We start from the raw sequence: 25,719 nt of genomic DNA, 5'->3' as shown, positions 1-25,719 counted from the left end.
GAAAGCACGCGTAATCGTTAACGACCATCGCGAGCAGAGCTCGCTCCTACAGTTTTTTCGGTGCCAGGAGAGGAAATCATGTCAGAACGAGTCCTGATCGATGGGTTTGCAAGGCGCGTGGACTACCTGCGGATGTCGGTCACCGACCGCTGCGATTTCCGTTGCGTGTATTGCATGGCCGAGGACATGCAGTTTCTGCCGCGCCAACGGGTGCTGACCCTGGAAGAGATTTATCAACTGGCACAAAGCTTCGTCGCGCTGGGCACCCGCAAGATCCGCCTGACCGGAGGCGAGCCGCTGATCCGTCCAGGCGTGGTGCAACTGTGCGAGAAGATCGCCGCCCTGCCCGGCCTGCGTGAACTGTGCATGACCACCAACGGATCGCAGCTGGCCAGACTGGCCGGACCGTTGTTCGAAGCCGGGGTCAAGCGCCTCAACATCAGCCTCGATTGCCTGGACCCGCAACGTTTTCGCGAACTGACCCGCACCGGTGACCTGACGCAGGTGATCAAGGGCATCGACGCCGCCAACCAGGCCGGATTTCGCAACACCAAGCTCAATTGCGTGGTGATGAAAGGCCGCAACGACCATGAGATCAATGATCTGGTGAGCTTCGCCATCGACCGTAACCTCGACATCTCCTTCATCGAGGAAATGCCGCTGGGCACCATCCACGAGCACAGCCGCACCGAATCGTTTTTCGCAAGCAGCCAGGTCCGCGAACGCATTGCCGAACGCTACACTTTGATTGATTCCGCCGAGTCGACCCAGGGCCCGTCGCGCTACTGGCGCCTGGCCGAGGCGCCGCAGATTCGCCTGGGGTTCATCTCGCCCCACAGCCACAACTTTTGCGGCACCTGCAATCGGGTGCGGCTGACCGTGGAAGGACGTCTGCTGCTGTGCCTGGGCAATGAGCACTCGGTGGATCTCAAGGCTGTGTTGCGCAGCCATCCCGGACAGCCCGAGCGCCTGGAAAAAGCCATTATCGAGGCGATGAAACTCAAGCCTTATCGACACAATTTCGAAGTGAACGACGATGTTCAGGTTGTTCGCTTCATGAACATGACGGGCGGCTGAAACCCATGATCGTTAGACCCAAACCCAACCTGATCGGCGTTTTGACGTCGCTCAAGGGTTCGATTGCCAAACGCATTGCCTGGCGCAGCTTGATGGTGACGCTGCTCGCCTCGGCCATCGTGCTCATTGAAACCCTGCATCCCAGTTATTTTTCCAAGGTCAGTGCCACGCCCTTCACGCTGCTGGGTTTGTCGTTGTCGATCTTCATGAGCTTTCGCAACAACGCCTGCTACGACCGCTGGTATGAAGCGCGCAAGGCGTGGGGCGATGTGATCGTGGAGATCCGCTCGATGATTCGTGAAACCCTGGTGATCAAGGACACGGCAGAGCGACACACGATCCTCAGCAACCTTTGCGGCTTCGCCCATGCCCTCAACGCGCGGCTGCGCCAGGAAAACGAAATGGCCGCCAGTGGCGACTGGCTGCACCCGATGCCCAAAGGCAACACCACGGACATCAGCGGGCAGATCCTGATGCAGGTCGGTCAGCAGTGCTCGACACTCAACGAGTCCGGGGCGATCAACGACTGGCGCTACACACTCATGACCAACCATCTGACCAGCCTGACCCATGCCCAGGCCGTCTGTGAACGGATCAAGAACACCCCGCTACCGTTCCCTTACACCCTGTTGCTGCACCGCACCATCTACCTGTTCTGCATCCTCTTGCCGTTTGCCATGGCCGAACCCCTGGGTTGGCTGACACCGATTTTCACGGCGATTGTCAGCTACACCTTTTTCGGCCTGGATGCGATTGCCGATGAACTGGAAGACCCCTTCGGCCGCGATGAAAACGACCTGCCCACCGACGCCATCGTGCGCAACATCGAGCGCGATGTGCTGGCTGCCTTGGGTGTGACGGAACTGCCGCCACAACTGGAGCCGGTGGATTTTGTGTTGAACTGAGACTCAGGAAATACACAAAAACTGAGGGAACGAGCTTGCCCGCGATAGCGGTGGGTCAGTCGCCATCTCTGTTGAATATGCCGGCCCCTTCGCGGGCAAGTCGGATCGCCGCACCGCCGCTCCCACAGGGATTGTGGCCGGCCGTGGGATTGGCGTTCACTGAAGATCAAAACTGTGGGGGCAAGTCCATACATAAGGGCGAAACCGCCAGCCGCCGTTATCGCAGAAACGGATATGCACTCAGCCAACAAAGCGTTTTTTAGAGCAGCGCCACGCCCTCGACAATAATCACCTCAGCCAAAGCCACCCCCTCACGGTACCCACGCGCCTCCTGATACAACGCCGAGTGATAGCAAGCCACCGCCTGCTCATAGGAATCAAACTCAATCACCACACTACGTTGCGGCGTCGACCGGCCTTCCATCGCCTCGCTACGCCCACCCCGCGCCAGAATCCGACCGCCATACAGAGCAAACGCCTTCGGCGCGCGCTGAGTGTATTGACTGTATTGATCGGGGTCAGTGACATCCACATGAGCAATCCAGTACGCCTTCATAGTGACCTCTCAGCTTGTTTTGTATTATGGTATACCACATTACCAATCCAACAAACACTGAGACTCCAGCATGGCCTTCAACAGCATCGAAGAAATCATCGAAGATTACCGCCTCGGCAAAATGGTCCTGCTGGTCGACGATGAAGACCGGGAAAACGAAGGCGACTTGTTGCTGGCCGCCGACTGCTGCACACCCGAGGCGATCAGCTTCATGGCCCGTGAAGCCCGGGGCCTGATCTGCCTGACCCTGACCGACGAACACTGCAAACGCCTGGGCCTGGAGCAGATGGTGCCGAGCAACGGCAGCGTGTTCAGCACCGCCTTCACCGTGTCCATCGAGGCCGCCGTCGGTGTGACCACCGGTATCTCTGCAGCAGATCGGGCATGCACCGTGGCCGCCGCCGTCGCCGCCAACGCCGGCCCTGCCGACATCGTGCAACCGGGCCACATCTTCCCGTTGCGCGCCCGCGAAGGCGGCGTGCTGACCCGCGCCGGCCACACCGAAGCCGGCTGCGACCTGGCACGCCTGGCCGGCCATACCCCGGCCTCGGTGATCGTCGAAGTGATGAACGACGACGGCACCATGGCCCGCCGCCCGGACCTGGAAGTATTCGCGCGCAAGCACGGGATCAAGATCGGCACCATCGCCGACCTGATCCACTATCGCCTGAGCACCGAGCACACCATCGTGCGCATCGGTGAGCGTGACCTGCCGACCGTGCATGGCACCTTTCGTCTGATCACCTTTGAGGATCGCATCGAAGGCGGTGTCCACATGGCCATGGTCATGGGCGATTTGCGCCGCGAGCAACCGACGCTGGTGCGCGTGCATGTGATCGATCCGTTGCGCGACCTGGTCGGTGCCGAATACAGCGGGCCGACCAACTGGACCTTGTGGGCCGCCTTGCAGCGTGTCGCCGCCGAAGGCCACGGCGTGGTGGTGGTGCTGGCCAATCACGAATCCTCCCAGGCATTGCTCGAACGCGTGCCGCAATTGACCCAGCCGCCCCGGCAGTTCAGCCGTTCGCAGTCACGGATTTATTCGGAAGTGGGCACCGGTGCGCAGATCCTGCAGAACCTGGGTGTCGGCAAATTGCGCCACCTCGGCCCGCCGCTGAAGTATGCGGGCTTGACCGGGTATGACCTGGAGGTGGTGGAGAGTATTCCATTCACTGAGTGACCCTCGGTTTGGCGCAACTCCCTGTGGGAGCGAGCCTGCTCGCGAAGAGGCAGGTACATCCAACATCTTCGTTGACTGTTACCCCGCCTTCGCGAGCAGGCTCGCTCCCACAGGGGATTGCGTCGCCGGGCAATCTTCAGAACCACCGAAAATCCACTTTTGGCTGATAGCCGGTACGGCAAAGTGCTTGCACAAAGTTTGGAATACCATAATATGATATTCCATAGACCGGACAGTCAGCACTGACTCGACGGACCTGTTGCTCCCGATAGGCGGGCACTCAAAGCCCCGCTCATAAACACAACAATGAGGGCGTGAAAATGGTGTTGAACAAACGTGCGACCGCGGTTCTTTTTGCGGGACTGCTGAGCGTGACCAGCCAGGCACTGATGGCGGCTGAAAGCGTCAACTTCGTGAGTTGGGGCGGCAGCACCCAGGATGCGCAAAAGCAGGCCTGGGCCGATCCGTTCAGCAAGGCCAGCGGCATCACCGTGGTGCAGGATGGTCCGACCGACTACGGCAAGCTCAAGGCCATGGTCGAGAGCGGCAACGTGCAGTGGGACGTGGTCGACGTCGAAGCCGACTTCGCCCTGCGCGCCGCTGCCGAAGGCTTGCTCGAACCCCTCGATTTCAAAGTCATTGAACGCGACAAGATCGACCCGCGCTTCGTCAGCGACCACGGTGTCGGCTCGTTCTTCTTCTCCTTCGTCCTCGGCTACAACGAAGGCAAGCTCGGTGCCAACAAGCCCCAAGACTGGTCCGCGCTGTTCGACACCAAGACCTACCCCGGCAAACGCGCCCTGTACAAATGGCCAAGCCCTGGCGTGCTGGAACTGGCGCTGCTGGCCGACGGTGTAGCGGCGGACAAGCTCTACCCGCTGGATCTGGACCGCGCGTTCAAAAAACTCGACACCATCAAGAAAGACATCGTCTGGTGGGGCGGCGGCGCGCAGTCGCAGCAGCTGCTGGCCTCCGGTGAAGCGAGCATGGGCCAGTTCTGGAACGGCCGGATTCATGCCCTGCAAGAAGACGGCGCCCCGGTCGGCGTAAGCTGGAAGCAGAACCTGGTCATGGCCGACATCCTGGTCATTCCCAAGGGTTCGAAAAACAAGGACGCGGCGATGAAGTTCCTGGCCAACGCCAGCAGTGCCAAGGGCCAGGCGGACTTCTCCAACCTGACCGCCTACGCCCCGGTCAACGTCGACAGCGTGGCACGCCTGGACTCGACGCTGGCGCCGAACCTGCCGACCGCTTACGCAAAGGATCAGATCACTCTTGATTTCGCGTACTGGGCCAAGAACGGTCCGGCCATCGCGACACGGTGGAACGAATGGCTGGTCAAATGAAAATGGCGGTAACCGCATCCCGTCCATCCACGTCAGTCGGGAGCGCCCCTGGCGCTGCCGGCAAGGCAGCTGCGATGACGCAATCGCCGAGCCTGGCCCAGCGCTGGCGTGGCGCGAGCAACCTGGTGCCCGCCCTGCTGTTTCTCGGCCTGTTCTTTCTCGCGCCGTTGATTGGCCTGCTGCTGCGCGGCGTGCTGGAACCGGTGCCGGGCCTGGGCAACTACGAACAGCTGTTCGCCAACTCGGCCTATGCCCGGGTGTTGCTCAACACCTTCTCGGTGGCCGGCCTAGTGACCCTGTTCAGTCTGTTGCTGGGCTTCCCGCTGGCCTGGGCGATCACCCTGGTGCCCCGTGGCTGGGGTCGCTGGATCCTGAACATCGTGCTGCTGTCGATGTGGACCAGCCTGCTCGCCCGCACCTACTCCTGGCTGGTGTTGCTGCAAGCCTCCGGGGTGATCAACAAGGCGTTGATGGCCATGGGCATCATCGATCAACCGCTGGAGATGGTACACAACCTCACCGGCGTGGTGATCGGCATGAGCTACATCATGATCCCGTTCATCGTGCTGCCGTTGCAGGCGACCATGCAGGCCATCGACCCGATGATCCTGCAGGCCGGCTCGATCTGCGGCGCCAGCCCCTGGACCAACTTCTTCCGGGTGTTCCTGCCGCTGTGCCGGCCGGGGCTGTTCTCCGGCGGCCTGATGGTGTTCGTGATGTCCCTCGGTTACTACGTGACCCCGGCGCTGCTGGGCGGTGCGCAGAACATGATGCTGCCCGAGTTCATCATTCAGCAGGTGCAGTCGTTCCTCAACTGGGGCCTGGCCAGCGCTGGCGCCGCGTTGCTGATCGTGATCACGCTGGTGTTGTTCTACTTCTACCTGAAGCTCCAGCCGGAATCCCCGGTTGGCGCCAGCAACGCGAGGTAAGCCGTCATGCTCCTGACCCCCAATGCCATGAGCCGGCGCATGCGCTTCGGCCTGTATGCCACCACCGGGCTGATCGGTCTGTTCCTGCTGCTGCCGATCGTGTTCATCGTGCTGCTGTCGTTCGGCTCGTCCCAGTGGCTGGTGTTCCCGCCGCCGGGCTGGACGCTGAAATGGTACGGCCAGTTCTTCTCCAATGCCGACTGGATGAACGCCGCCATGGCCAGCCTGAAAGTCGCGGTGCTGACCACGTTCTTCGCCGTCGCGCTGGGCCTGCCGACTGCGTTCGCCCTGGTGCGTGGCCGCTTCCCCGGCCGGGAAATGCTCTACGGCCTGTTCACCCTGCCGATGATCGTGCCGCTGGTGATCATCGCGGTGGCGGTGTACGCGCTGTTCCTGAAACTGGGTTACACCGGGACCATGTTCGCGTTCGTGGTCAGCCACGTCATCGTCGCGCTGCCGTTCACCATCATCTCGATCATCAATTCGCTGAAGCTGTTCGACCAGTCGATCGAGGATGCCGCGGTGATCTGCGGCGCCTCACGCCTGCAAGCGGTATTCAAGGTGACCTTCCCGGCGATCCGTCCGGGCATGGTGGCCGGCGCCCTCTTCGCCTTCCTCGTCTCGTGGGATGAAGTGGTGCTGAGCGTGATGATGGCCAGCCCGACCCTGCAAACCCTTCCCGTGAAAATGTGGACCACCCTGCGCCAGGACCTGACGCCCGTGATCGCCGTCGCTTCGACGCTGCTGATTGGCCTCTCGGTATTGGTCATGGTCATCGCCGCTGCCCTGCGCCGGCGCAACGAAATCAGCGCTTGAGCGCCAGGAGTACGACATGAGTGCAGTGATCAAAGATTCCGCGCAGCAAAATGACAAACCCCTGGTCAGCCTGCGTAACCTGAACAAGCACTACGGCGACTTCGCCGCCGTGGACAACATCTCGCTGGACATCAAGGACGGTGAATTTCTCACCTTCCTCGGCTCCAGCGGCTCGGGCAAAAGCACCACGCTGTCGATGCTGGCCGGCTTCGAAACCCCGAGCAGCGGCGAGATCCTGGTCAACGGCCAGTCGCTGGTCAACGTGCCGCCGCACAAACGCGACATCGGCATGGTGTTCCAGCGCTACTCACTGTTCCCGCACCTCTCCGTGCGCGACAACATTGCGTTCCCGTTGGCCATCCGCAAACTGGCCGCCGCCGAACGCGAGCGCCGGGTCGATGCGATGCTCAAGCTGGTGCAGCTTGAGCAATTTGCCCATCGCCGCCCTTCGCAACTCTCCGGTGGCCAGCAGCAACGCGTCGCCATTGCACGGGCGCTGGTTTACGAACCACGCATCCTGCTGATGGACGAACCTCTCGGTGCACTGGACAAAAAACTGCGCGAAGACTTGCAGGATGAACTGCGTCAGCTGCATCGGCGCCTGGGCATCACCATCGTCTACGTGACCCACGACCAGGAAGAAGCCATGCGTTTGTCCCAGCGCATCGCGATTTTCAGCCACGGCAAGATCGTCGGCCTCGGCAGCGGTTATGACCTGTACCAGAATCCGCCGAACGCCTTTGTCGCCTCGTTCCTCGGCAACTCGAACTTCCTCAAGCTCAAGGCCCAGGGTAATGCGGTGGCGACCTTCGAGGGGCAGCCGCTGTCGATCCGACTCACCGCCGGCCTGCAAACCGATCAGGACGTGCTGCTGATGGTACGTCCGGAAAAAGCCCTGGCCCTGAGCAATGAACAAGCCACTGCCGAACCGCTGGCCGCCGGCTGGAACGAAGTGACGGCCAAGGTCGTGGAAGTGCTGTTTCTCGGCGAAAGCCAGACCTGCAGCGTGGTCACCGCTGGCGGCACCTCGATGACGGTCAAGGCGCTGTCCGCCGCCGGCATGCCGCTCAAGGCCGGCGACCCGGTGCGGGTGCGCTGGGCCACGGCAGATGCCTGCGTCTACACCGAATGGGCCGAAAGCGACCTGAACAAGGCCGCCGGCGCTCACTGATCCATTGGCCTGCGCGCGCGGGCCACTATAATGAGTCACCCTCGGGCCACCACAACGTCGGGTTGTGGTGGCCTTTTTTCTGTCGCCTGTAAGATAAATTGGACAACGGATTCCTAAAATCCCGGTTTAATGCTAAATAGTGCTCAGTATTTTTAACACCCGACCCTGTCGTGCCACACAGTGCAACGAGAATAACGATATGAAAGTCCATTTCGAGAAAAGTGAAGTGTTTGGGACCCTCCACCTGCAAGCGGCGGTGGCAGCATGATCGAAGTTACCGAAGTTTCCATTGCCGAGCTGCGCGCCGCGCTCGAATCCGGCCAGACCACCTCGGTTGAACTGGTCCAGGCTTATCTCGCGCGGATCGACGCCTATGACGGCCCCGAAACGCCTACGGCGCTGAACGCGGTCGTGGTGCGCAACCCCAAGGCGCTTGCCGAGGCCCAGGCGTCCGACGCCCGTCGTGCCAAGGGCCAGACGCTGGGCGCGCTGGACGGTATCCCTTACACCGCCAAGGACAGCTATCTGGTCAAGGGCCTGACCGCCGCTTCCGGCAGCCCGGCCTTCAAGGACCTGGTCGCCTATCGCGATGCGTTCACCATCGAACGCCTGCGCGCCGCCGGGGCGATCTGCCTGGGCAAGACCAACATGCCGCCGATGGCCAACGGCGGGATGCAACGTGGCGTCTACGGCCGCGCCGAGAGCCCGTACAACGCTGACTACCTCACCGCCCCGTTCGCCTCCGGTTCGTCGAACGGCGCGGGTACTGCCACTGCCGCGAGCTTCGCGGCATTCGGCCTGGCGGAAGAAACCTGGTCGAGCGGCCGTGGCCCGGCCTCGAACAATGGTTTGTGTGCCTACACGCCTTCGCGCGGAGTGATTTCGGTGCGCGGCAACTGGCCGTTGACCCCGACCATGGACGTGGTCGTGCCGTTCGCCCGGACCATGGCCGACCTGCTCGAAGTGCTCGACGTGGTAGTGGCCGATGACCCGGACACCCGTGGCGACCTGTGGCGCCTGCAACCCTGGGTGCCGATCCCGAGTTCGTCCTTGGTGCGCCCCAAATCCTACCCGGCGCTGGCCGCCAACAGCGAGGCACTTGCCGGCAAGAAGTTCGGCATTCCACGCATGTACATCAACGCCGACCCTGAAGCGGGTACCTCCGAAGCGCCGGGCATCGGTGGGCCGACCGGCCAACGCATCAACACCCGTCCTTCGGTGATCGGACTCTGGGAACAAGCGCGCAAGGCCCTCGAAGCCGCGGGCGCCGAAGTGCTCGAAGTGGACTTCCCGCTGGTCTCCAATTGCGAGGGTGATCGCCCTGGCGCGCCGACCGTGTTCAATCGTGGCATCGTCTCCAAGGAATTTCTGCACCACGAATTGTGGGACCTGACGGCTTGGGCCTTCGATGACTTCCTGCAAGCCAACGGCGATCCGAAACTGAATCGTCTGGTCGATGTCGATGGCCCGCAGATCTTCCCTCACGACCCAGGCACCCTGCCCAACCGCGAGGGCGACCTGGTTGCCGGCATGGACGAATACGTGCGCATGGCCGAGCGTGGCATCACCCCGTGGGACCAGATCAGCACGATGCCGGACGGCCTGCGCGGGCTGGAAAAAACCCGCAAGATCGATCTGGAAGACTGGATGGATCGCCTGGGCCTCGATGCGGTGCTGTTCCCGACGGTCGCCGATGTGGGCCCGGCGAATGCCGATGTCGATCCGCAATCGGCGGATATCGCCTGGAGCAACGGCGTGTGGGTCGCCAACGGCAACCTCGCCATCCGTCACCTCGGCGTGCCAACGGTCACCGTGCCGATGGGCGTGATGCCGGACATCGGCATGCCGGTCGGCCTGACGTTTGCCGGGCGCGCCTATGACGACTCGTCGCTGCTGCACCTGGCGTCGGCGTTCGAATCGACCGGGAATAAACGCATGATCCCGCCGCGCACCCCGCCATTGGTCGCTGACAAGCGCTGACCGGTAAAACCGTGGCGGCTCACTCGAGCCGCCATGGCTGGCAAATCAGGGGTCAACCTGAGCCATCAGTTCCGAAATCGATTCCGGCCGCTTGGCATAACGCTGCGCCAACACCGCACAGACCATCAGTTGAATCTGGTGGAACAGCATCAGCGGCAAGATCAGCAAGCCAATGGTGCTACCGGCAAACAGCACCTGCGCCATCGGCACGCCGGTCGCCAGGCTTTTCTTCGAACCGCAGAAGAGAATGGTGATGCGGTCCTCCTGGTTGAAGCCGAATGCCTTGCCCAGTACGGTCGACGCCAGCAACACCAGCGCCAGAACGATGCAGCAGACCAGCACCAGCCCGACCAGATCCAGCAGCGGAATCTGCTGCCAGAGGCCTTCGATCACCGCCTCGCTGAACGCGCCGTAGACCACCAGCAAAATCGAACCCTGATCGACGAACTTCAACCAGCTCTTGTTGCGCGCCACCCAGTCGCCGATCCAGCGCCGCGCGATCTGCCCGGCAATGAACGGCAGCAACAACTGCACGCTGATCTTGAGGATGGCGTCGAGGGTCGAGGAGCCTTCGCCGTGGACATTCAGCAGCAGGGTCACCAGCAACGGCGTGAGAAAAATCCCGAACAGGCTCGACGCCGCCGCGCTGCAAATCGCCGCCGGGATATTGCCCCGCGCCAGCGAAGTAAAGGCAATCGCCGACTGCACCGTGGCGGGCAGCGCACACAGGTAAAGCATGCCCATGTACAGGTCATTGCCGATCAACGGCGACAGCAGCGGCTTGAGCGCCAGGCCGAGCAGCGGGAACAGCACGAAGGTCAGGCTGAACACCAGCAAATGCAGGCGCCAGTGCCCGGCACCGGCGATGATCGATTCGCGGGACAGCTTGGCGCCATGCAGAAAAAACAACAGCGCGATGGCGATGTTGGTCAGCCAGCCAAAACCGACCGCGACCTGGCCGCTGGCAGGCAGCAGGCTGGCGAGCGTCACAACGCCGATCAGGGTCAGTGTGAAGTTGTCGGGTAACAGACGGGGGCGAGTCATGGGGTTGATCATCCGGGGGTTGCCAGTACGTGAAAGCGACTCTAACGTGACTGGGAATTACCGACTAACGCCGATGAGCCAGCTGATGCCGCCCAAAGGACATGACAAGAGTGTTCGACGCAGTATTCCCGGGCTGTCCAGCCTGCCACGACCGCTCTACGGTCGTACCGAATCGCTGCCCAATCGCGCCCTGACCCGGCGCCACAGCCATCCGTGGGTGCAGCTTTCCTATGCGATTGCGGGCGTGCTCGAAATACAGACCGGCGTCGGCCGTTTCGTCGCCCCGCCGGAGCGTGCGGTGTGGATTCCGGCGGGCATGCCGCACCGGGTGTTCAGCTCGCCGCGCACGGAAATGCGCAGCCTGTACATCGATTGCAGCGTTTCGACGTGGGCGCCGCCGGGCTGTCATGTGTTGGGGGTCAGCGATTTGTTGCGCGAGTTGATCCGTGCCTTCAGTCAGGTTCCGGTGGAATACGATCAGGACGGTCCGCACGGCCGGTTGGCCCAGGTGATTCTGGATCAATTGGCGGAGGCGCCACAGATCGATTTGATGCTGCCCCTGCCCCAGGACAGCCGATTGCGGCAAATCGCCCAAAGCCTGGAGTCGCACCCGGAGCAACAGACCACCCTCAGTCACTGGAGCAACCAATTCGGCGTCACCGAGAAAACCCTCAGTCGCCTGTTCTTGCGCGACACCGGCCTGACCTTTCGCGCCTGGCGCCAGCGTTTGCGCCTGCTCGGCGCCCTGACGCCACTGGAACAGGGCGAGCGAGTGACCGACGTCGCGTTGGCCTGTGGCTACGACTCGACGTCAGCGTTTATCGCTGCCTTCCGCCAGCAGTTCGGCGAAACACCGGGGGAGTTTTTTCGCTGAGCCTTGCACCTTCCCACACCGGATCATCGTCGTCCGCGGGATTTGTGTTCGACATCAATCAACTGTAGGAGCGAGCCTGCTCGCGAAGGCGGAGTGTCAGTCAATGCAGATGTGGACTGATCCACCGCCATCGCGAGCAGGCTCGCTCCTACAGGGATTTCACATAAATATCCCGGGGTTACTGATCGGACTTGATGCTGGTCCAGACCCGGGTACGCACCCGCTCAAGCTTTTGCGGCAATGGCTGCACGACGTACAGCGTCTTCAATGCCTCGCTGGTCGGTGTCAGGTTCGGGTTGCCGGTGATGTCCTTGTTGATCAGCGCCAGCGAGTCCTTGTTGGCATTCGGGTAACCGAGGAAGTCGCTGATCGGCGCGATGACTTTCGGGTCCAGCAGGTGGTTGAGGAATTCGTGGGCCTCGGCGACGTTCTTCGCGCTTTTCGGGATGGCGAAGGTGTCGAACCAGATCGGCGCGCCTTCTTTCGGCAGGCGCCAGTCGACGACCACACCGTTGCCCGCCTCTTTGGCGCGATTGCCGAATTGGTAGAAGCTGCCGGAGTAACCGATGGCCACGCAGATATCGCCGTTGGCGATGTCGGTCATGTACTTGGCGGAGTTGAAGTAGGTGACGTAAGGGCGAACCTTGAGCATCAGCGCTTTGGCTTTTTCGTAGTCATCCGGGTTCTGGCTGTTCGGGTCCAGCCCCAGGTAATGCAGGGCCAGCGGCAGGATCTCCGACGGCGAGTCGAGCATGGCAACGCCACAGGCCTTGAGCTTCTCCATGTTCTCGGGCTTGAACACCAGGTCCCAGCTGTCCACCGGCGCATTCTCGCCCAGCGCCGCCTTGACCTTGGCCGGGTTGAAGCCGATCAGCACGGTGCCGTACATGTAGGGCACGCCGTACTGGTTGCCCGGGTCGTTCTTGTCCAGCAGCTTGAGCAAGGCCGGGTCTTGGTGCGACCAGTTCGGCAGTTTGGACTTGTCGAGTTTCTGGAACACGCCTGCCTTGATCTGGGTTTCGATGAACTGGTTCGACGGCACCACCAGGTCGTAGCCCGAGTTGCCGGTCAGCAGCTTGGCTTCCAGGGACTCGTTGGTGTCGAAGGTGTCCCAGGTCACCTTGATCCCGGTGTCCTTGGCGAAATCCTTGGGCACGGACGGCAGGATGTAGTCCGCCCAGTTGTACACCCGCAATTCGCGCTGTTCGGCGTGCACTGCGCTGGCCAGCAGCGACAGTCCGCAAACGGTGGCGCCCAGTATGCGTTTCATTGAGTCCATGGATCGTTTCCCCAAGTGTGGCGTGAGTTCTCTGATTCTTGCTGACGGCGTGGCCGGTTCACAGCGCGAGACAGGCCAAAAGGGGATCGAAAAGGCCAATATAACTGTCCGCTTTGATCAGCGATGTACGGCAATCAATCGCCGGTTAGTCCAAACTGCCGATGCCCGCGCAGCCTGTTTGCTGCTTATTACGCATTACACCAATAACAAGATCGCGAGGCTTCGATGCGTGCTCCACTCCTGCTTGCCCTGCCCCTGCTCGGCCTGCTCAGTGCCTGTTCCGAACCCTATGACCCACAGCCGTTGGCCAGCGCCGGACATGCCACAGCATTGATCGGCAGCGCCGCTGTCGCCCGACCGTTGAGCGGCGCCATACCCGCCAACCCCTTCATGGCCAGCAACGGCAGCAGCTACATGCATGCCGATGGCTACAGTTCCGACTCGCACCCCGGCCCCGGTCCATTGGGTGGTGACATGCAAGTGAGCAGCCGTGACGGCAGTCGCAAGCCCGGCGGCATGTGCCCGATTCACACCTTCGATCAGCAGGGTCGCCTGGTGGTGCTGTGCGCCAACCTGATGCAGTTCGAACTGCAACTGCTCGAACCGCGCACCCTCGAACTGCTGGCCCGCTACCCGCTGCCACCGCGTCCGTCGACTTTCCACGCGCTGATTACCCTGGACCCGGACAAGATCATGGCGGACACTTCCGGCGCCTATTTCTATGTCGACGAACACAATCGCGTGGTTATCGCCGATGCCGAGCAGCACATCCAGCGCGTCGTGCATCGTCAGGATCAATCCGGTGCGTGGTCGTTCGAAGAGGTCGACAACTGGGACCTGAGCGACAAGGTTCCCCACGATTGCGTGCGGCCCACCAGTTGGTTCCCCAAAGGCGAATGCGACCCCATCACAGGAGTCATGCCCGATCACCAGGGCTTGATCTGGTGGATCACCCGACGCGGCCGCATCGGCACCCTGAACCCCGACACCGGCAAGGTCCAGGGCATCCAATTGGCCAACGAAGAAATCCAGAACGGCATGTCGGTGGCGGCCGATGGCGTCTATCTGGTGTCCGACCACGCCATGTACCGCTTCGCCGCCGATGCCGATGGCAAGCCCATGCAAGGCTGGCGCGAAGTCTACGACCGTGGCACCGGGCGCAAGGTCGGTGCGATCAATCAGGGCAGCGGCACGACCCCGACCCTGCTCGGCGAGCGCTACGTCACCATCACCGACAACAGCGACGGGCGCATCAACCTGCTGGTCTACCGTCGCGAACAGGACTATGCCGGCAACCGGCTGATCTGCAAGCTGCCGGTGTTCGACAACAATGCCTCGGCCACCGACAACTCGGCCATCGGCTGGGGGCGCTCGATCATCCTCGAGAACAACGCCGGCTACACCAGCGCCTTCGCGCAGAAAGATTGGCAGGCCGTGCATGGCGGCATCAGCCGCATCGACATCCGCCCCGATGAGTCGGGCTGCGACCGGATCTGGGAATCGAAGGAGCGTTCGCCTTCGGTGGTCCCCAAGCTCTCGGTGAGCAACGGCCTGTTGTACTTCTATACCTTCGAGCCGCAGCCCGACGGCGAGAACGCCTGGTACCTGATGGCGCTGGATTTCGACAGCGGCCAGACCCGGTTCAAGGCGCTGAGCGGAGTCGGTCAGGCCTTCGACAACAACTGGTCGCCGATCACCCTGGCGCCGGATGGCACGGCCTATGTCGGGACTTTCGGTGGGTTGGTTGCGCTTTGGGACAAGGGTGTGAATGCAACAAGCGAGCAACCACACGTGAGCGCAAGCGGCGACCAACCCTGAAAATCGATTTTTTTGTGGGAGCGAGCCTGCTCGCGAAGAGGCCGGCACATTCAACATCGATGCTGCCTGACACGCCGCCTTCGCGAGCAGGCTCGCTCCCACAGGTTCAGCGGCTGTACGCAAAATCAGCGAACCACCCAAATCATTGTGGGAGCGAGCCTGCTCGCGATGAGGCCGGCACATTCGACATCGATGCTGCCTGACACTCCGCCTTCGCGAGCAAGCCCGCTCCCACAGGTTTCAGTGATTGAACGCAAAATCTGCGAATTACCCAAATCACTGTGGGAGCGAGCCTGCTCGCGAAGAGGCCGGCACATTCGACATCGATGTCGCCTGACACTCCGCCTTCGCGAGCAGGCTCGCTCCCACAGGGGGTTGTGGCGCGATTACAACAACGACAAGGTGTAATTGATGATGACCCGGTTCTGATCCACGTTGCGCCCGGCATCGGTATTGGACTTGGCGTTACGCAGTGTGAAACCCACCCCCTTGAACGTGCCCGACTGCAACACGTAGTCCAGGGTCATGTCGCGCTCCCACTCGGACTGGTCACTGGCGTTTTGCGCCTTGATGTCCGTGCCCTTCAGATACACGATCGAGGCTTTCAGGCCCGGCACGCCCAAGGGCGCGAAGTCGTAGGTGTATTGCCCGAAATTGGTCTGCTCTCCCGCCCGGGCAAAGTTCTGGATCATCTTGTCGGTGGGCAGGTAGACACTGCCGCCGCCCGCCCCCTTGTCCACCAGGCTGCCCTGGTTGGGCTGGACGAAGTTGCTGCCATCGCCCACCCGTTGATGCCCCACCGACACCGCGTGCCCACCCTGGGTGTAGGTGACCATCGCAACCCAGGTGCTGTTGTCGATTTCACCGTCGTTGTCGTCGGTGTAGCCCGACACCCGATAACCTTGCGCGCGGCCGGAGGCAGAGCTGTTGGCACCGCTCGACGTGGTGCGGAAGTAGCGCAGGTCGGTGGTCAGTGAGCTTGCGCTGTCGATGGTCAAAATGTGCGTCAGGCCGAGGAAGTTCTGGTTGTAGAAGTCTTCCAGCTGCGCGAAGTAATACTGGGTCTTCAGGTTCCTGGTGAGGTTGTAGTCACCGCCGGCGTAGTAGAACTTGTTGCTGTCCTGCGTGCTGCCAGCGACCGACAGGCCTGTGCGGTCCGTCGAGGCGCGTCCTACCGCGTGCTCCAGCACACCGCCGGTCAACGTCAGGCCATCGATGTCGTTCGAGGTGACCTGCGCGCCGGTAAACGATTGCGGCAACACACGGGCATCGTTCGCCAGAAGGATCGGTAATTTCGGCAGCAAGGTGCCGTAGCGAAGTTCAGTCCTGGCCAGGCGCATTTTCGCCGTAGGGCCGAAGCTGCTCCAGGCGGCGGCCGCGCCGTCGCCGTCAGTGGGAATCATACCGCTGCCGACGTGGCGCCCCGCTCCGCTGTCCAGCGTGATGCCGAGCAATGCCTGGGCATCGAGCCCGAACCCCAGCGCGCCCTGCGTAAACCCGGACTCATAGCGCAACACGAAACCCTGGGCCGCCTCTTCGGTTTTCGAAGGGGCTGCGCTGCCATCGCGATTATCACTGTTGAAGTACAGGGTGCGCATCGAGAGGCTGGCCTTGCTGTCTTCCAGAAATCCATGGCCTGCGGTATCGGCAGCCTGGGCGCACACCGAACTGGTGGCCAGCAGGACTGCGGTGGGAATCGCTCGTTTGAACATAGGGTGCTCCTGGGTGTTTCTTATCGTTATTTGAAGGTTTCACCGCCAGACAGGACCCGATTGCCGCCCACGCAACAGCGCTCAACACGGGCGCGAAAACAGGCGCGCTCGATGAGTGACATGAGTCATCGGACGTTCGAGGTGAGGGTTGACTGGTTGGCTTGTGAAACTCTTAAAACATTTCGAGAGGCTATTATCAAACGCGCTGAAAGTAGTTTTCGTTGAGGGACAAGGCTTGTCGCACAGGGGTATGGACGATCACTGTTTTTGCATATCGGTGCGGCGGATTTTCATCATACTGACATCATCGGCAGTGTTCGGTGACTGCTTGCATGTCCCAACAAGAGCAATGACCCATGAACGATCAAATCGAACTGTACGGCGCGAACACCGGCAACAGCCTGCGGGCAGCGATTGCCCTGGAAGAGTCGGGCATCGCCTACACCGCACGCCGGCTCGACCTGTACGCACAGGAGCAGCGTGGCCCGGCCTTCCTGGCGCTTAACCCGGCCGGAAAAGTGCCGACCCTGATCGATCACGGGACAACGCCGACACTGATCATCAACCAGTCCAACGCCATCATCCAGTACGCCGATGCCAAGGCGCCCGGAAGGCTGGCACCGGCGCAACCGGGACCTGCGCGCATCCGGGTGATTGACCGCTATTTCTTTTTCGTGACCGATGTCATCGCCCCCAGCCATGCCGCCTTTTTTCTGCACCAGGCTGGGCAGGGTAAGGCTGCGGCGATCATCGACCGGCGGGTGATCGAGCAACTGACTTACGCGGAAAGCTTTCTGACTGCCGGCTTCATGGCCGGAGAGCAGTTCTCCATGGCCGACATTTCGGCGTTCACCATCGCCACAGCGTTCCGTGACCGGCTGGACTGGAAGCAACTTCCACAGCTATCGCGCTGGTTCGACACGGTCGAAGCCAGGCCGACGGTACAACGCGGCCTGAATGCGTTCAAGGAGATGTAGGAGCGAGCCTTGCTCGCGAAAGACGCAAGTGCGCCGCATTTAACCGGTAGGCACGCGTTATCGTTGACGTCCATCGCGAGCAGGCTCGCTCCTACCTGGATCAATCGGTGTAGCCGAACTTCACCGAACGGCTTTGCTGCGACTGGCTTCGCGTAGCCAGGCAGTAATACAACGGGCACGTCACCACCAGCCCCACCAGCCACGACAGGTCCGCGCCCTCGACCAGGTTGGCGTATGGCCCGACGTACAGCGAAGTATTGGCGAACGGTAGTTGCACGATGATGCCGATGAAGTAGGCAATGATCGCGTGCAGGTTAAAGCGACCGTAGATGCCGCCGTCAGCCCGGAAGATCGAGGCGATGTCATAGCGACGACGCTTGATCAGGTAGAAGTCGATCAGGTTGATCGAGGCCCACGGCACCAGCACCAGCAACAGCGCCAGGATCAGGCCGATGAACTGCGAAATGAAATTCGCCGAGGCCCCCAGCGCCACCACGCAGCAACCCGCCAGCACGATGCTCGACAACACCACGCGCACCTTGATGCTGGGCGTCCACTGGCTGGCGAAGGTCTGGATCGAGGTGATGATCGACAGCACCGCGCCATACAGATTCAAGGCGTTGTGGCTGATGATGTTGAGCAGGAACAACACCATCAGGATCGGCCCCAGCCAACCGGTGGACTGCTTGACCGCCGCCATCGCCTCAGTGCCTTCCGGGGTTGCCAGTACCGCCACGGCGCCGAAGGTGAACGACAGGATCGTGCCCAGGGTCGCCCCCAGATAAGTGGCGAAGAACGGCCGGGTGATGCCGATATCCGCTGGCAGGTAGCGCGAGTAGTCCGACACGTATGGCGAGAAGCTGATCTGCCAGATGATGCCCAGCGACACCGTGGCCAGCCAGCCGGACAGGTTGAACCCACCGCGGGTGAAGAAGTCCGTCGGCAGATCATGGGCGAAGATATAGAGGAAACCGGCGAGCAAGGCACTGCCCATCACCCAGGTGCCGATGCGGTTCAGGGTATGGATGAAGCGATAACCGATCACCCCGATGGCCGTGGCGCTGAGGGCGCCGATGAGAATGCTGGCCGGCACCGGAACCGACGGCGCAATGCCGACAATCGATTTGCCTGCCAGCACGATGTTGGAAATGAAGAAACCGATGTAGATCAACGCCGCGAAGAACACGATCAGCAGCGCACCATAGCGGCCGAACTGACCACGGCTCTGCACCATCTGCGGAATGCCCATGCACGGTCCCTGGGCCGAAGCCAGCGCAATCACTACGCCGCCGACCATGTGCCCGAGGGCAATCGCCAGCAAACCCCAGAACAGATCGAGGTGGAACACCTGGACCACCATGGCACCGGTGACGATGGGCAGTGGCGCGATGTTGGTGCTGAACCACAGGGTGAAGAGATCGCGGGCCTTCCCGTGGCGCTCTGCGAGTGGAACGTAGTCGACCGTGTGGTTCTCGATCAACGGATCTTGCCGGGACATCTGGGACATGTGCATGAACTCGAGTTTGTCTGTTCTTATCTTTGTATGAAGCCAAACCGGGGGGACTCTCTGGCCGCCCCTCAGATGCGAACCATATTATGGTATTCCAAACTTTAAACAAGACTGATCCGGTCTTTGAACAAGCATCTGAGCCGGCATCCTGCCTGATTCACGTCAGCGCTGGCTAGCTGAAAGCCCCGTAATCATTGGGTTTCAGACGGAATCTGTACGTTTATCGGTTCACCTAAAAAGACCTTGCAATAGATGTATTACGGTATACCATCAGACCCACAAACACATAAAAACGCGTCACACCACCCGAGGACCGTCCAATGATCGATGCCGCCATCTACAAACAAGTCATGGGTTCGTTCCCGTCCGGAGTGACCGTGATCACCACCCTGGATGACGACGGGCAAATCGTCGGCCTGACCGCCAGCGCCTTCAGCTCGCTGTCGATGGACCCGGCCCTGGTGCTGTTCTGCCCCAACTACAGCTCCGATTCCTACCCGGTCCTGATCAAGAACAAGCGTTTCGCCATCCACGTGCTGTCCGGCGGCCAGCAGAACGAAGCCTATGCCTTCGCGCGCAAGGGCAAGGACAAGGCCCAGGGGATCGAGTGGACGTTGAGCGAGCTGGGCAACCCGATTCTGGCCAACGCCACGGCGGTCATCGAATGTGAACTGTGGCGCGAATATGAAGGCGGTGACCACGCCATCATGGTCGGCGCGGTGAAAAACCTGATCGTGCCACGGCAGAACAGCGGGCCACTGGTGTACTGCCACGGCAAGATGGGCGCCCTGCCCGTTCTGGCCTGATCTCCGGTATTGCTCCCACAGGTTGCTCACTGACCAGAGAGAAACATTTGCACATATTTCGTATTATGGTATACCAACTAACAACAGGCCCGCGATCGACCGGCCGACAACAATAGATCCGAGGTAAGCGTCATGAAGTTTTCCCTGTTCGTACACATGGAACGTTGGGACGAAAGCGTCAGCCACCGCCAGTTGTTCGAAGACCTGACCGAGCTGACGCTGATGGCCGAGGCCGGTGGTTTCAGCACCGTGTGGATCGGCGAACACCACTCCATGGAGTACACCATCTCGCCAAGCCCGATGCCGCTGCTGGCTTATCTGGCGGGCAAGACCACCACCATTCACCTGGGCGCCGGCACCATCATCGCGCCGTTCTGGCATCCGCTGCGGGTAGCCGGTGAATGCGCGTTGCTCGACGTGATCAGCAACGGACGCATGGAAGTCGGCCTGGCCCGTGGTGCCTACCAGATCGAGTTCGACCGCATGGCCGGCGGCATGCCGGCGTCCTCCGGCGGCCAGGCGTTGCGGGAAATGGTGCCGGTGGTGCGGGCATTGTGGAACGGCGACTACGCCCATGACGGCGACATCTGGAAATTCCCGACCTCCACCAGCGTACCCAAGCCGATCCAGCAGCCGAACCCGCCGATGTGGATCGCTGCCCGCGACCCGGACTCGCACAACTTCGCCGTGGCCAACGGCTGCAACGTCATGGTCACGCCGCTGATGAAAGGCGACGAGGAAGTCCTCGACCTGAAGAACAAATTCCAGGCTGCGCTGGACAACAACCCGGACGTACCGCGCCCGCAACTGATGGTGCTGCGTCACACCCACGTGCACACCGCCGACGATCCGCAGGGTTGGGAAGTCGGGGCCAAGGCGATCTCGAAGTTCTACCGCACCTTCGATGCCTGGTTCGGTAACAAAACCACCCCGGTCAACGGCTTCCTCGCGCCGAGCCCGGAAGAGAAATTCGCCGGTCGCCCTGAGTTCGAACTGGAAAGCCTGCACAAGACCGCCATGATCGGCACCCCGGAAGAAATCATTCCGCGCATCAAGTACTACCAGGAACTGGGGGTCGACGAATTCAGCTTCTGGTGCGATAACAGCCTGCCCCACGCGGAGAAGAAAAAATCCCTGGAGCTGTTCATCAAGCACGTGGTGCCAGCGTTCCGGTAGGAGCGAGCTCGCTCGCGATGGACGCCAACGATAACGCGTGCCATCTGAATGACCGCGTTGTCCAGAGTTTTTCGCGAGCAGGCTCGCTCCTACAGGTACGCATTTGTCCTGTGGGAGCAGGCTCGCTCCCACAAGGGTCGATTCCAATGATGACTGGTCGTCTCCCATCACTCGCCCTTCCCTCCGGCGCCGCGCGGGCTTACCTGCGCGGTGAATGGACCGCTTCGCACCTGCATTTCAAGCGCCTGCGCGCCAGCGTTTCGGCCAAGCAGAACGGCTTCTGGCAAATAGTTCACTGAGCCCACCCGAACAGCCAATCACGCACCCCGCGTCTCGCCATTGCATGGCGCGTACGGTGCATCGTGTTTCGCCTTTGATCAGGTTTGCCCAATGAACAATAACAACGCGCTGTTGATCATCGACATGCAGCAGGAGGACGGCTTCGTCCTGGAAAACCTCGACAGGGTGGTCGCCCATACCGCCGCCCTGCTCGATACCGCCCGCCATCAGCGGATGCCTGTCATCTATACCCGCCACATCAATCCGGCCGACGGCAGTGACCTGCCCCACGGCGAACCGCTGGCCGCCGACGGTGGCCCCGGCAGTTACCGCGCCGGCACCCGGCAGGTGGAAATCATCGAGTCGCTGACGCCGCAGCCCGGTGAATTGATCATCGACAAGGGTCGTTACAGTGCCTTTCACCGCACCGACCTCGATGCCCGACTCAAGGCAATGGAAGTCGACACGCTGATCGTCTGTGGCGTGCTGACCGACGTCTGCGTGCTCACCAGCGTGTTCGATGCCTTCGCCCTGGGTTATCGCGTCCGCCTGGTCAGCGATGCCTGCACCACGACCACCGAGGCCGGGCATTACTCGGCCCTGTTGATCATGGCCAACTGGGTCTACGCGCTGGAAATCCTCACAAGTGAACAGTGCCTGCGCGCCCTGCAACAACTCGACTACGTCAGCCTGATCCCCGAGCGTCCGGACCTGTTTGCCCACCAGCCCCATGAGCTGCAAAGCACCATCGCCCGTCTGCAATCCCGTCTCGTCCGGACTCAGGAGTGATCGCCATGCAAGTCGAAAAAAGAAGCATCGATTTCATCCCCGAGACCGAACGCCACGGCAAGCCGGGTTCGCTGTTCTATATCTGGTTCGGCGCCAACATGAACATCACCACCATCGCCTCCGGCGTGTTGCCGGTGGTGATGGGGCTCAACCTGTTCTGGAGTGCGCTGGCGATCGTCATCGGCTCGTTGCTGGGGGCGATTTTCATGGCCTCGCACTCGGCCCAGGGACCGAAGCTGGGCATTCCGCAAATGATCCAGAGCCGGGCGCAATTCGGCGTGTTGGGGGCGGTGTTGCCGCTGCTGTTCGTGATGCTGATCTACCTGGGCTTCTTCGTCAGCAACACCTTGCTCGCGGCCCAGGCGCTGGAGTCCGTCAGCCCGCTGCCGATGTCCGGCAATATCTACCTGATCGGCGCGTTGTGCTTCGTCGTCGCGCTCTATGGCTATCGATTGATTCACCGCTTGCAGAAGCTGCTGTCGATTCTGTCGCTGGTGGTGTTCGTGGCGGCCACGGTGCTCGCCTTGCAGTTGCCGATCCCGGCCGAACAATGGCTACCGACAGGCTTCTCGCTGTCGAAGTTCCTGGTGGCGGTGAGCATCGCCGTGACCTGGCAACTGTCCTACGCGCCTTACGTCGCCGACTACTCACGCTACCTGCCGAGCAACACGCCGACCGCCCAGGTGTTCTGGTACAGCTACGCCGGCACGGTCAGCGGTGGTGCGTGGATGATGATTCTCGGGGCGATCCTGAGTGTCGGCATCGGCGACTTCTCCAGCAACGTCGGCGGGCATGTAGCCGGTCTGTTCGGCGCTGGCTCGGTGCTGCTGTTCGCCTTCATCGTCTATGGCCAGGTGTCGATCAACGTGTTCAACCTGTACGGCGCGTTCATGTCGACCATCACCGTGATCGAACCTTTCGCCCGACTCAAGGTGACCCCGCGAGTACGCGGTGTGTTCATGCTGCTGATCAGCCTGGTGGCCACGGCCCTGTGCACCATCAGTCAGGACGACTTCATCACCTTCTTCCTGAACTTCATCTTCTTCATGAGCTACTTCCTGATCCCGTGGACGGCGATCAATCTGGTGGACTACTACTGCCTGCGCAAAGGCCATTACCGGATTGACGACATCTTCGACCTGAACGGGATCTACGGACGGGTCAACCGGATCGCCTGCGGCAGTTTCCTGCTGGCGATTGCCCTGGAAATTCCGTTCATGAACACCACGCTGTACGTCGGCCCGGTGGCTACGGCGCTGGATGGGGTGGATCTGGCGTGGATCGTCGGGTTGCTGGTGCCGGCGTTGAGTTATTACTGGCTGATGAGGCTCGGCAAGCGAGCGCCGATGATGGAGTCAGCGGCCGACTAAATTTCAGGCAAAAAAAATCCCAGGCAGCTGATGGACGCCTGGGATTTAAAAATGCATAAACCGTGGTGGTGAACGCGGCGCGGATATTACGGAATATTTCGGCCTGTAACAAGATATTTTTATTCACTATCCAGTTACTAATCCTCCTAACCCCTTCAATATCCACATCTTTTCTAAGGGCGACTAGAGGAACCAGCGATACTCCCGCGCGCTGATGTCATGCAGAAATGCCAGATGATCCTGACGCTTGTTTTCGCAGTAGACGTCCACGAACTCCGCCCCCAAGCCTTCGCGCAGCGATGCATGACTTTGCATGGACTGCACCGCTTCGAGCATTTCCAGCGGAAAATCGATGCCACTGCCGCGGTCTTCGTTGAGCGGTGCAATCGGCTCGCGCTCCCCTTCCAGGCCTTGTTCCAGTCCTACCAGAATCGCCGCCAACGCCAGATAAGGGTTGGCATCGGCGCCCGCCAGGCGATGTTCGATGCGCAGGTTCTTGATGTCCGACTCCGGAATACGCAAGCAGGCATCGCGATCCTCGAAGCCCCAGCTGGCGCGGGACGCGACGTTCACGGTGCCGCTCAAGCGGCGCATGGCGTTGTGGTTCGGGGCAAAGATCGGCATGCAGTGCGGCAACACATCCAGGCAACCGGCCACCGCATGGCGCAACGCCCGCTGGCCGTTCGCCGCCAGCAGGTTGTTGCCGGCCTGGTCATACAGGCTGACATGCACGTGCATGCCACTGCCGGGGTGCTGCAGGTAGGGTTTGGCCATGAAGCTGGCGCGGTAGTTGTGCTTGAGCGCCACGCCCCGGGTGCTGCGGCAGAACAGGGCCGCCCAGTCGGCGGCGCGCAGGCCGTCATCGCAATGGCCGAAGTTGATTTCGAACTGGCCCGGGCCGAGTTCGGCGGTGATCACCGTGGCATCGACGCCTTGGGCTCGCGCGGTCTCAACCATTTCATCGAGCACCGGGGCGAAGCGCGACAAGCGTTCGATGTGCATGTTCGGCTGATCGTCGGCATCGCCGGTCAACTCATCACGGGGAAATTGCGGCAAGCCGTCCTTCAAGCGGCTGTCGAACAGGTAGAACTCCAGCTCGAAGGCCACCACCGGGAAAATGCCCTTGCGCTTGAGTCGGTCCAGCACCTGCGCCAGCACTTCGCGGGGTTCGAACTCGATGGGTTTTTCGGTGCCGTCGGAGGTAATCAACATCTGGCCCAAGGGCTGTTTTTCCCAGCTCACCAACTTCAAGGTGCCAGGCACCAAACGGCGCAGCGCATCCGGGTCACCATCGTTGAAGCAGTAATCACCGATCTTGAACAGTCCTCCCTGGGTGCCGAGCAGCACGCAGTTCTGCGGCAGCTTCAGTGCACTGCCAGCAGCGACTTTTTCCAGCATCTCGATCGGGTAGCGCTTGCCGTAGAAATGCCCCGGAATGTCCAGGGAGATCAGGTCGACGTAACGCACTTCGGGGTTGGTGTGGCGGAAGTTGCGAACCTCGGCCAGCAGTTCAGAGCACACAGCATCCATCGTTTTGTTCCTTGTTGTTATCAGGTGTAAACCCAAAGCACACGGGTCAGTTGGTCGGACAGGTTGCCGTAGCGGCAGTGCGCATGGCTGGCCAGTTGAAAGCTGTCACCGGGATGCAGGGTCACCGGTTCGTTGTCGTCGAGCCACAGGGTCAACTGCCCTTCCAGGACGTAACCGCCCTGCTCGGAGCTGTCCTTCATGTGTCGGTCACCGCTGCTGGCGCCGGGTTCGAGCTGGCTTTCGAGCATCGAAAAGGACGCGCGCATTTTTGGCGAGACGAGGATGTCGGTGATGCCGTCGGCGTAGTACAGCGTGCGGCGCTCGTCGGGGCGGGTGACCCAGGACAAGGCCATGGGTTTGGGCAGGCTGTAGAAATAGGTGGTCGGCACCCCCAGGGTTTCGCTGATGGCGGTCAGGTCCGCCACGGTCGGACGCGACAGGCCGCGCTCGACCTGGGACAGAAAGCCCACGGAGCGGCCGATTTTGTCCGCCAGTTCCTTCAGGGTGTACTTTTTGTGTTTGCGCAGGTCCTGGATCAGGATCGCCAGCGCCGAGATTTCTTCTTGCATGTCCATCCAGAGGCTTCCAGAAAGTG

General features: G+C 61.3%; 23 protein-coding genes. 16 read left to right on the top strand and 7 right to left on the bottom strand.

Annotation, left to right across the window (positions count from 1 at the left end; translation table 11 throughout):
• Positions 1-78 precede the first annotated feature (78 nt).
• Entirely contained in the window at positions 79-1,077 is a 999-nt protein-coding gene (moaA, locus tag WHX55_RS12400; RefSeq protein WP_353742725.1) for a GTP 3',8-cyclase MoaA, read from the top strand.
• Positions 1,078-1,082: 5 nt separating this feature from the next.
• Positions 1,083-1,982: a bestrophin family protein gene (locus WHX55_RS12395; protein WP_353742724.1), complete on the top strand. Its 900-nt coding sequence runs from the start codon at positions 1,083-1,085 to the stop codon at positions 1,980-1,982.
• Between the two features lie 259 nt (positions 1,983-2,241).
• On the opposite strand, the gene WHX55_RS12390 is transcribed toward WHX55_RS12395, so the two are convergent.
• On the bottom strand, positions 2,242-2,538 hold the full coding sequence (locus tag WHX55_RS12390; RefSeq protein ID WP_353742723.1) for a DUF1330 domain-containing protein: 297 nt from the start codon (positions 2,536-2,538) through the stop codon (positions 2,242-2,244).
• Between the two features lie 70 nt (positions 2,539-2,608).
• On the opposite strand from WHX55_RS12390, the gene ribBA reads away from it, so the two are divergent.
• The 6 genes from ribBA (at position 2,609) to WHX55_RS12360 (ending at position 9,960) form a co-directional block, all read left to right on the top strand.
• Positions 2,609-3,718, top strand: a complete 1,110-nt coding sequence (gene ribBA / locus WHX55_RS12385) for a bifunctional 3,4-dihydroxy-2-butanone-4-phosphate synthase/GTP cyclohydrolase II (RefSeq protein WP_150754589.1) — start codon at positions 2,609-2,611, stop codon at positions 3,716-3,718.
• Positions 3,719-4,038: 320 nt separating this feature from the next.
• Positions 4,039-5,064, top strand: a complete 1,026-nt coding sequence (locus tag WHX55_RS12380) for an ABC transporter substrate-binding protein (protein ID WP_150754588.1) — start codon at positions 4,039-4,041, stop codon at positions 5,062-5,064.
• Complete coding sequence (locus tag WHX55_RS12375; protein ID WP_150754714.1) at positions 5,061-5,993, top strand: ABC transporter permease; 933 nt, start codon at positions 5,061-5,063, stop codon at positions 5,991-5,993. The genes WHX55_RS12380 and WHX55_RS12375 overlap by 4 nt, the downstream gene beginning before the upstream one ends.
• A 6-nt stretch (positions 5,994-5,999) precedes the next feature.
• On the top strand, positions 6,000-6,809 hold the full coding sequence (locus WHX55_RS12370) for an ABC transporter permease (protein ID WP_007976227.1): 810 nt from the start codon (positions 6,000-6,002) through the stop codon (positions 6,807-6,809).
• Positions 6,810-6,825: 16 nt separating this feature from the next.
• The gene (locus WHX55_RS12365; protein ID WP_151214963.1) at positions 6,826-7,980 is read left to right on the top strand and encodes an ABC transporter ATP-binding protein; all 1,155 of its coding nucleotides are present in this window, start codon (positions 6,826-6,828) and stop codon (positions 7,978-7,980) included.
• 264 nt (positions 7,981-8,244) lie between these two features.
• Positions 8,245-9,960, top strand: a complete 1,716-nt coding sequence (locus WHX55_RS12360; RefSeq protein ID WP_151214964.1) for an amidase — start codon at positions 8,245-8,247, stop codon at positions 9,958-9,960.
• A 45-nt stretch (positions 9,961-10,005) separates the two neighbouring features.
• Here WHX55_RS12360 and WHX55_RS12355 read toward each other — a convergent pair whose 3' ends face one another.
• A complete protein-coding gene (locus tag WHX55_RS12355; protein WP_151214965.1) occupies positions 10,006-11,004 on the bottom strand; it encodes a bile acid:sodium symporter family protein in 999 nt (332 codons plus the stop codon).
• A gap of 85 nt (positions 11,005-11,089) precedes the next feature.
• Here WHX55_RS12355 and WHX55_RS12350 point away from each other — a divergent pair, with 85 nt between their 5' ends.
• Positions 11,090-11,878 (top strand): helix-turn-helix transcriptional regulator, encoded by a 789-nt coding sequence (locus tag WHX55_RS12350; protein WP_353742722.1) that lies wholly within the window; start codon positions 11,090-11,092, stop codon positions 11,876-11,878.
• Positions 11,879-12,056: 178 nt separating this feature from the next.
• Here the strand turns inward: WHX55_RS12350 and WHX55_RS12345 are convergent, their stop codons facing one another.
• Positions 12,057-13,157 carry a polyamine ABC transporter substrate-binding protein gene (locus WHX55_RS12345; protein ID WP_151214966.1) on the bottom strand — a complete coding sequence of 367 codons (1,101 nt, stop codon included), beginning with the start codon at positions 13,155-13,157 and terminating at the stop codon, positions 12,057-12,059.
• A 225-nt stretch (positions 13,158-13,382) separates the two neighbouring features.
• Here WHX55_RS12345 and WHX55_RS12340 point away from each other — a divergent pair, with 225 nt between their 5' ends.
• Entirely contained in the window at positions 13,383-14,975 is a 1,593-nt protein-coding gene (locus tag WHX55_RS12340; RefSeq protein WP_353742721.1) for a hypothetical protein, read from the top strand.
• A gap of 386 nt (positions 14,976-15,361) precedes the next feature.
• Here the strand turns inward: WHX55_RS12340 and WHX55_RS12335 are convergent, their stop codons facing one another.
• Complete coding sequence (locus tag WHX55_RS12335; protein ID WP_353742720.1) at positions 15,362-16,687, bottom strand: OprD family porin; 1,326 nt, start codon at positions 16,685-16,687, stop codon at positions 15,362-15,364.
• Positions 16,688-17,043: 356 nt separating this feature from the next.
• Between WHX55_RS12335 and WHX55_RS12330 the strand changes: the two genes are divergently transcribed.
• Positions 17,044-17,664, top strand: coding sequence for a glutathione S-transferase family protein (locus WHX55_RS12330; protein WP_151214969.1), 621 nt, complete (start codon positions 17,044-17,046; stop codon positions 17,662-17,664).
• Positions 17,665-17,764: 100 nt separating this feature from the next.
• Here WHX55_RS12330 and WHX55_RS12325 read toward each other — a convergent pair whose 3' ends face one another.
• Complete coding sequence (locus WHX55_RS12325; protein ID WP_353742719.1) at positions 17,765-19,171, bottom strand: cytosine permease; 1,407 nt, start codon at positions 19,169-19,171, stop codon at positions 17,765-17,767.
• 323 nt (positions 19,172-19,494) lie between these two features.
• Here WHX55_RS12325 and WHX55_RS12320 point away from each other — a divergent pair, with 323 nt between their 5' ends.
• The 5 genes from WHX55_RS12320 to WHX55_RS12300 all read left to right on the top strand — a co-directional run bounded on the left by WHX55_RS12320 (position 19,495) and on the right by WHX55_RS12300 (position 23,594).
• Positions 19,495-19,980, top strand: coding sequence for a flavin reductase family protein (locus tag WHX55_RS12320; RefSeq protein ID WP_103397475.1), 486 nt, complete (start codon positions 19,495-19,497; stop codon positions 19,978-19,980).
• Between the two features lie 132 nt (positions 19,981-20,112).
• Positions 20,113-21,156: an LLM class flavin-dependent oxidoreductase gene (locus tag WHX55_RS12315; RefSeq protein ID WP_008000482.1), complete on the top strand. Its 1,044-nt coding sequence runs from the start codon at positions 20,113-20,115 to the stop codon at positions 21,154-21,156.
• Between the two features lie 146 nt (positions 21,157-21,302).
• A complete protein-coding gene (locus WHX55_RS12310; RefSeq protein ID WP_008021288.1) occupies positions 21,303-21,455 on the top strand; it encodes a hypothetical protein in 153 nt (50 codons plus the stop codon).
• Positions 21,456-21,546: 91 nt separating this feature from the next.
• Positions 21,547-22,224, top strand: coding sequence for an isochorismatase family cysteine hydrolase (locus WHX55_RS12305; RefSeq protein WP_150754574.1), 678 nt, complete (start codon positions 21,547-21,549; stop codon positions 22,222-22,224).
• Positions 22,225-22,229: 5 nt separating this feature from the next.
• Entirely contained in the window at positions 22,230-23,594 is a 1,365-nt protein-coding gene (locus WHX55_RS12300) for a cytosine permease (protein ID WP_151214971.1), read from the top strand.
• A gap of 183 nt (positions 23,595-23,777) precedes the next feature.
• Here the strand turns inward: WHX55_RS12300 and WHX55_RS12295 are convergent, their stop codons facing one another.
• Both WHX55_RS12295 and WHX55_RS12290 read right to left on the bottom strand, forming a co-directional pair.
• Positions 23,778-25,124, bottom strand: coding sequence for a glutamine synthetase family protein (locus tag WHX55_RS12295; RefSeq protein ID WP_151214972.1), 1,347 nt, complete (start codon positions 25,122-25,124; stop codon positions 23,778-23,780).
• A gap of 20 nt (positions 25,125-25,144) precedes the next feature.
• Positions 25,145-25,699, bottom strand: a complete 555-nt coding sequence (locus WHX55_RS12290) for an XRE family transcriptional regulator (RefSeq protein WP_007976194.1) — start codon at positions 25,697-25,699, stop codon at positions 25,145-25,147.
• Positions 25,700-25,719 lie beyond the last annotated feature (20 nt).

It is taken from the genome of Pseudomonas fluorescens, from assembly GCF_040448305.1.
GTDB lineage: Bacteria > Pseudomonadota > Gammaproteobacteria > Pseudomonadales > Pseudomonadaceae > Aquipseudomonas > Aquipseudomonas fluorescens_BH.
Note: the sequence above shows the minus strand (reverse complement) of the source record. Positions and strands in the feature narration are given on the sequence as shown.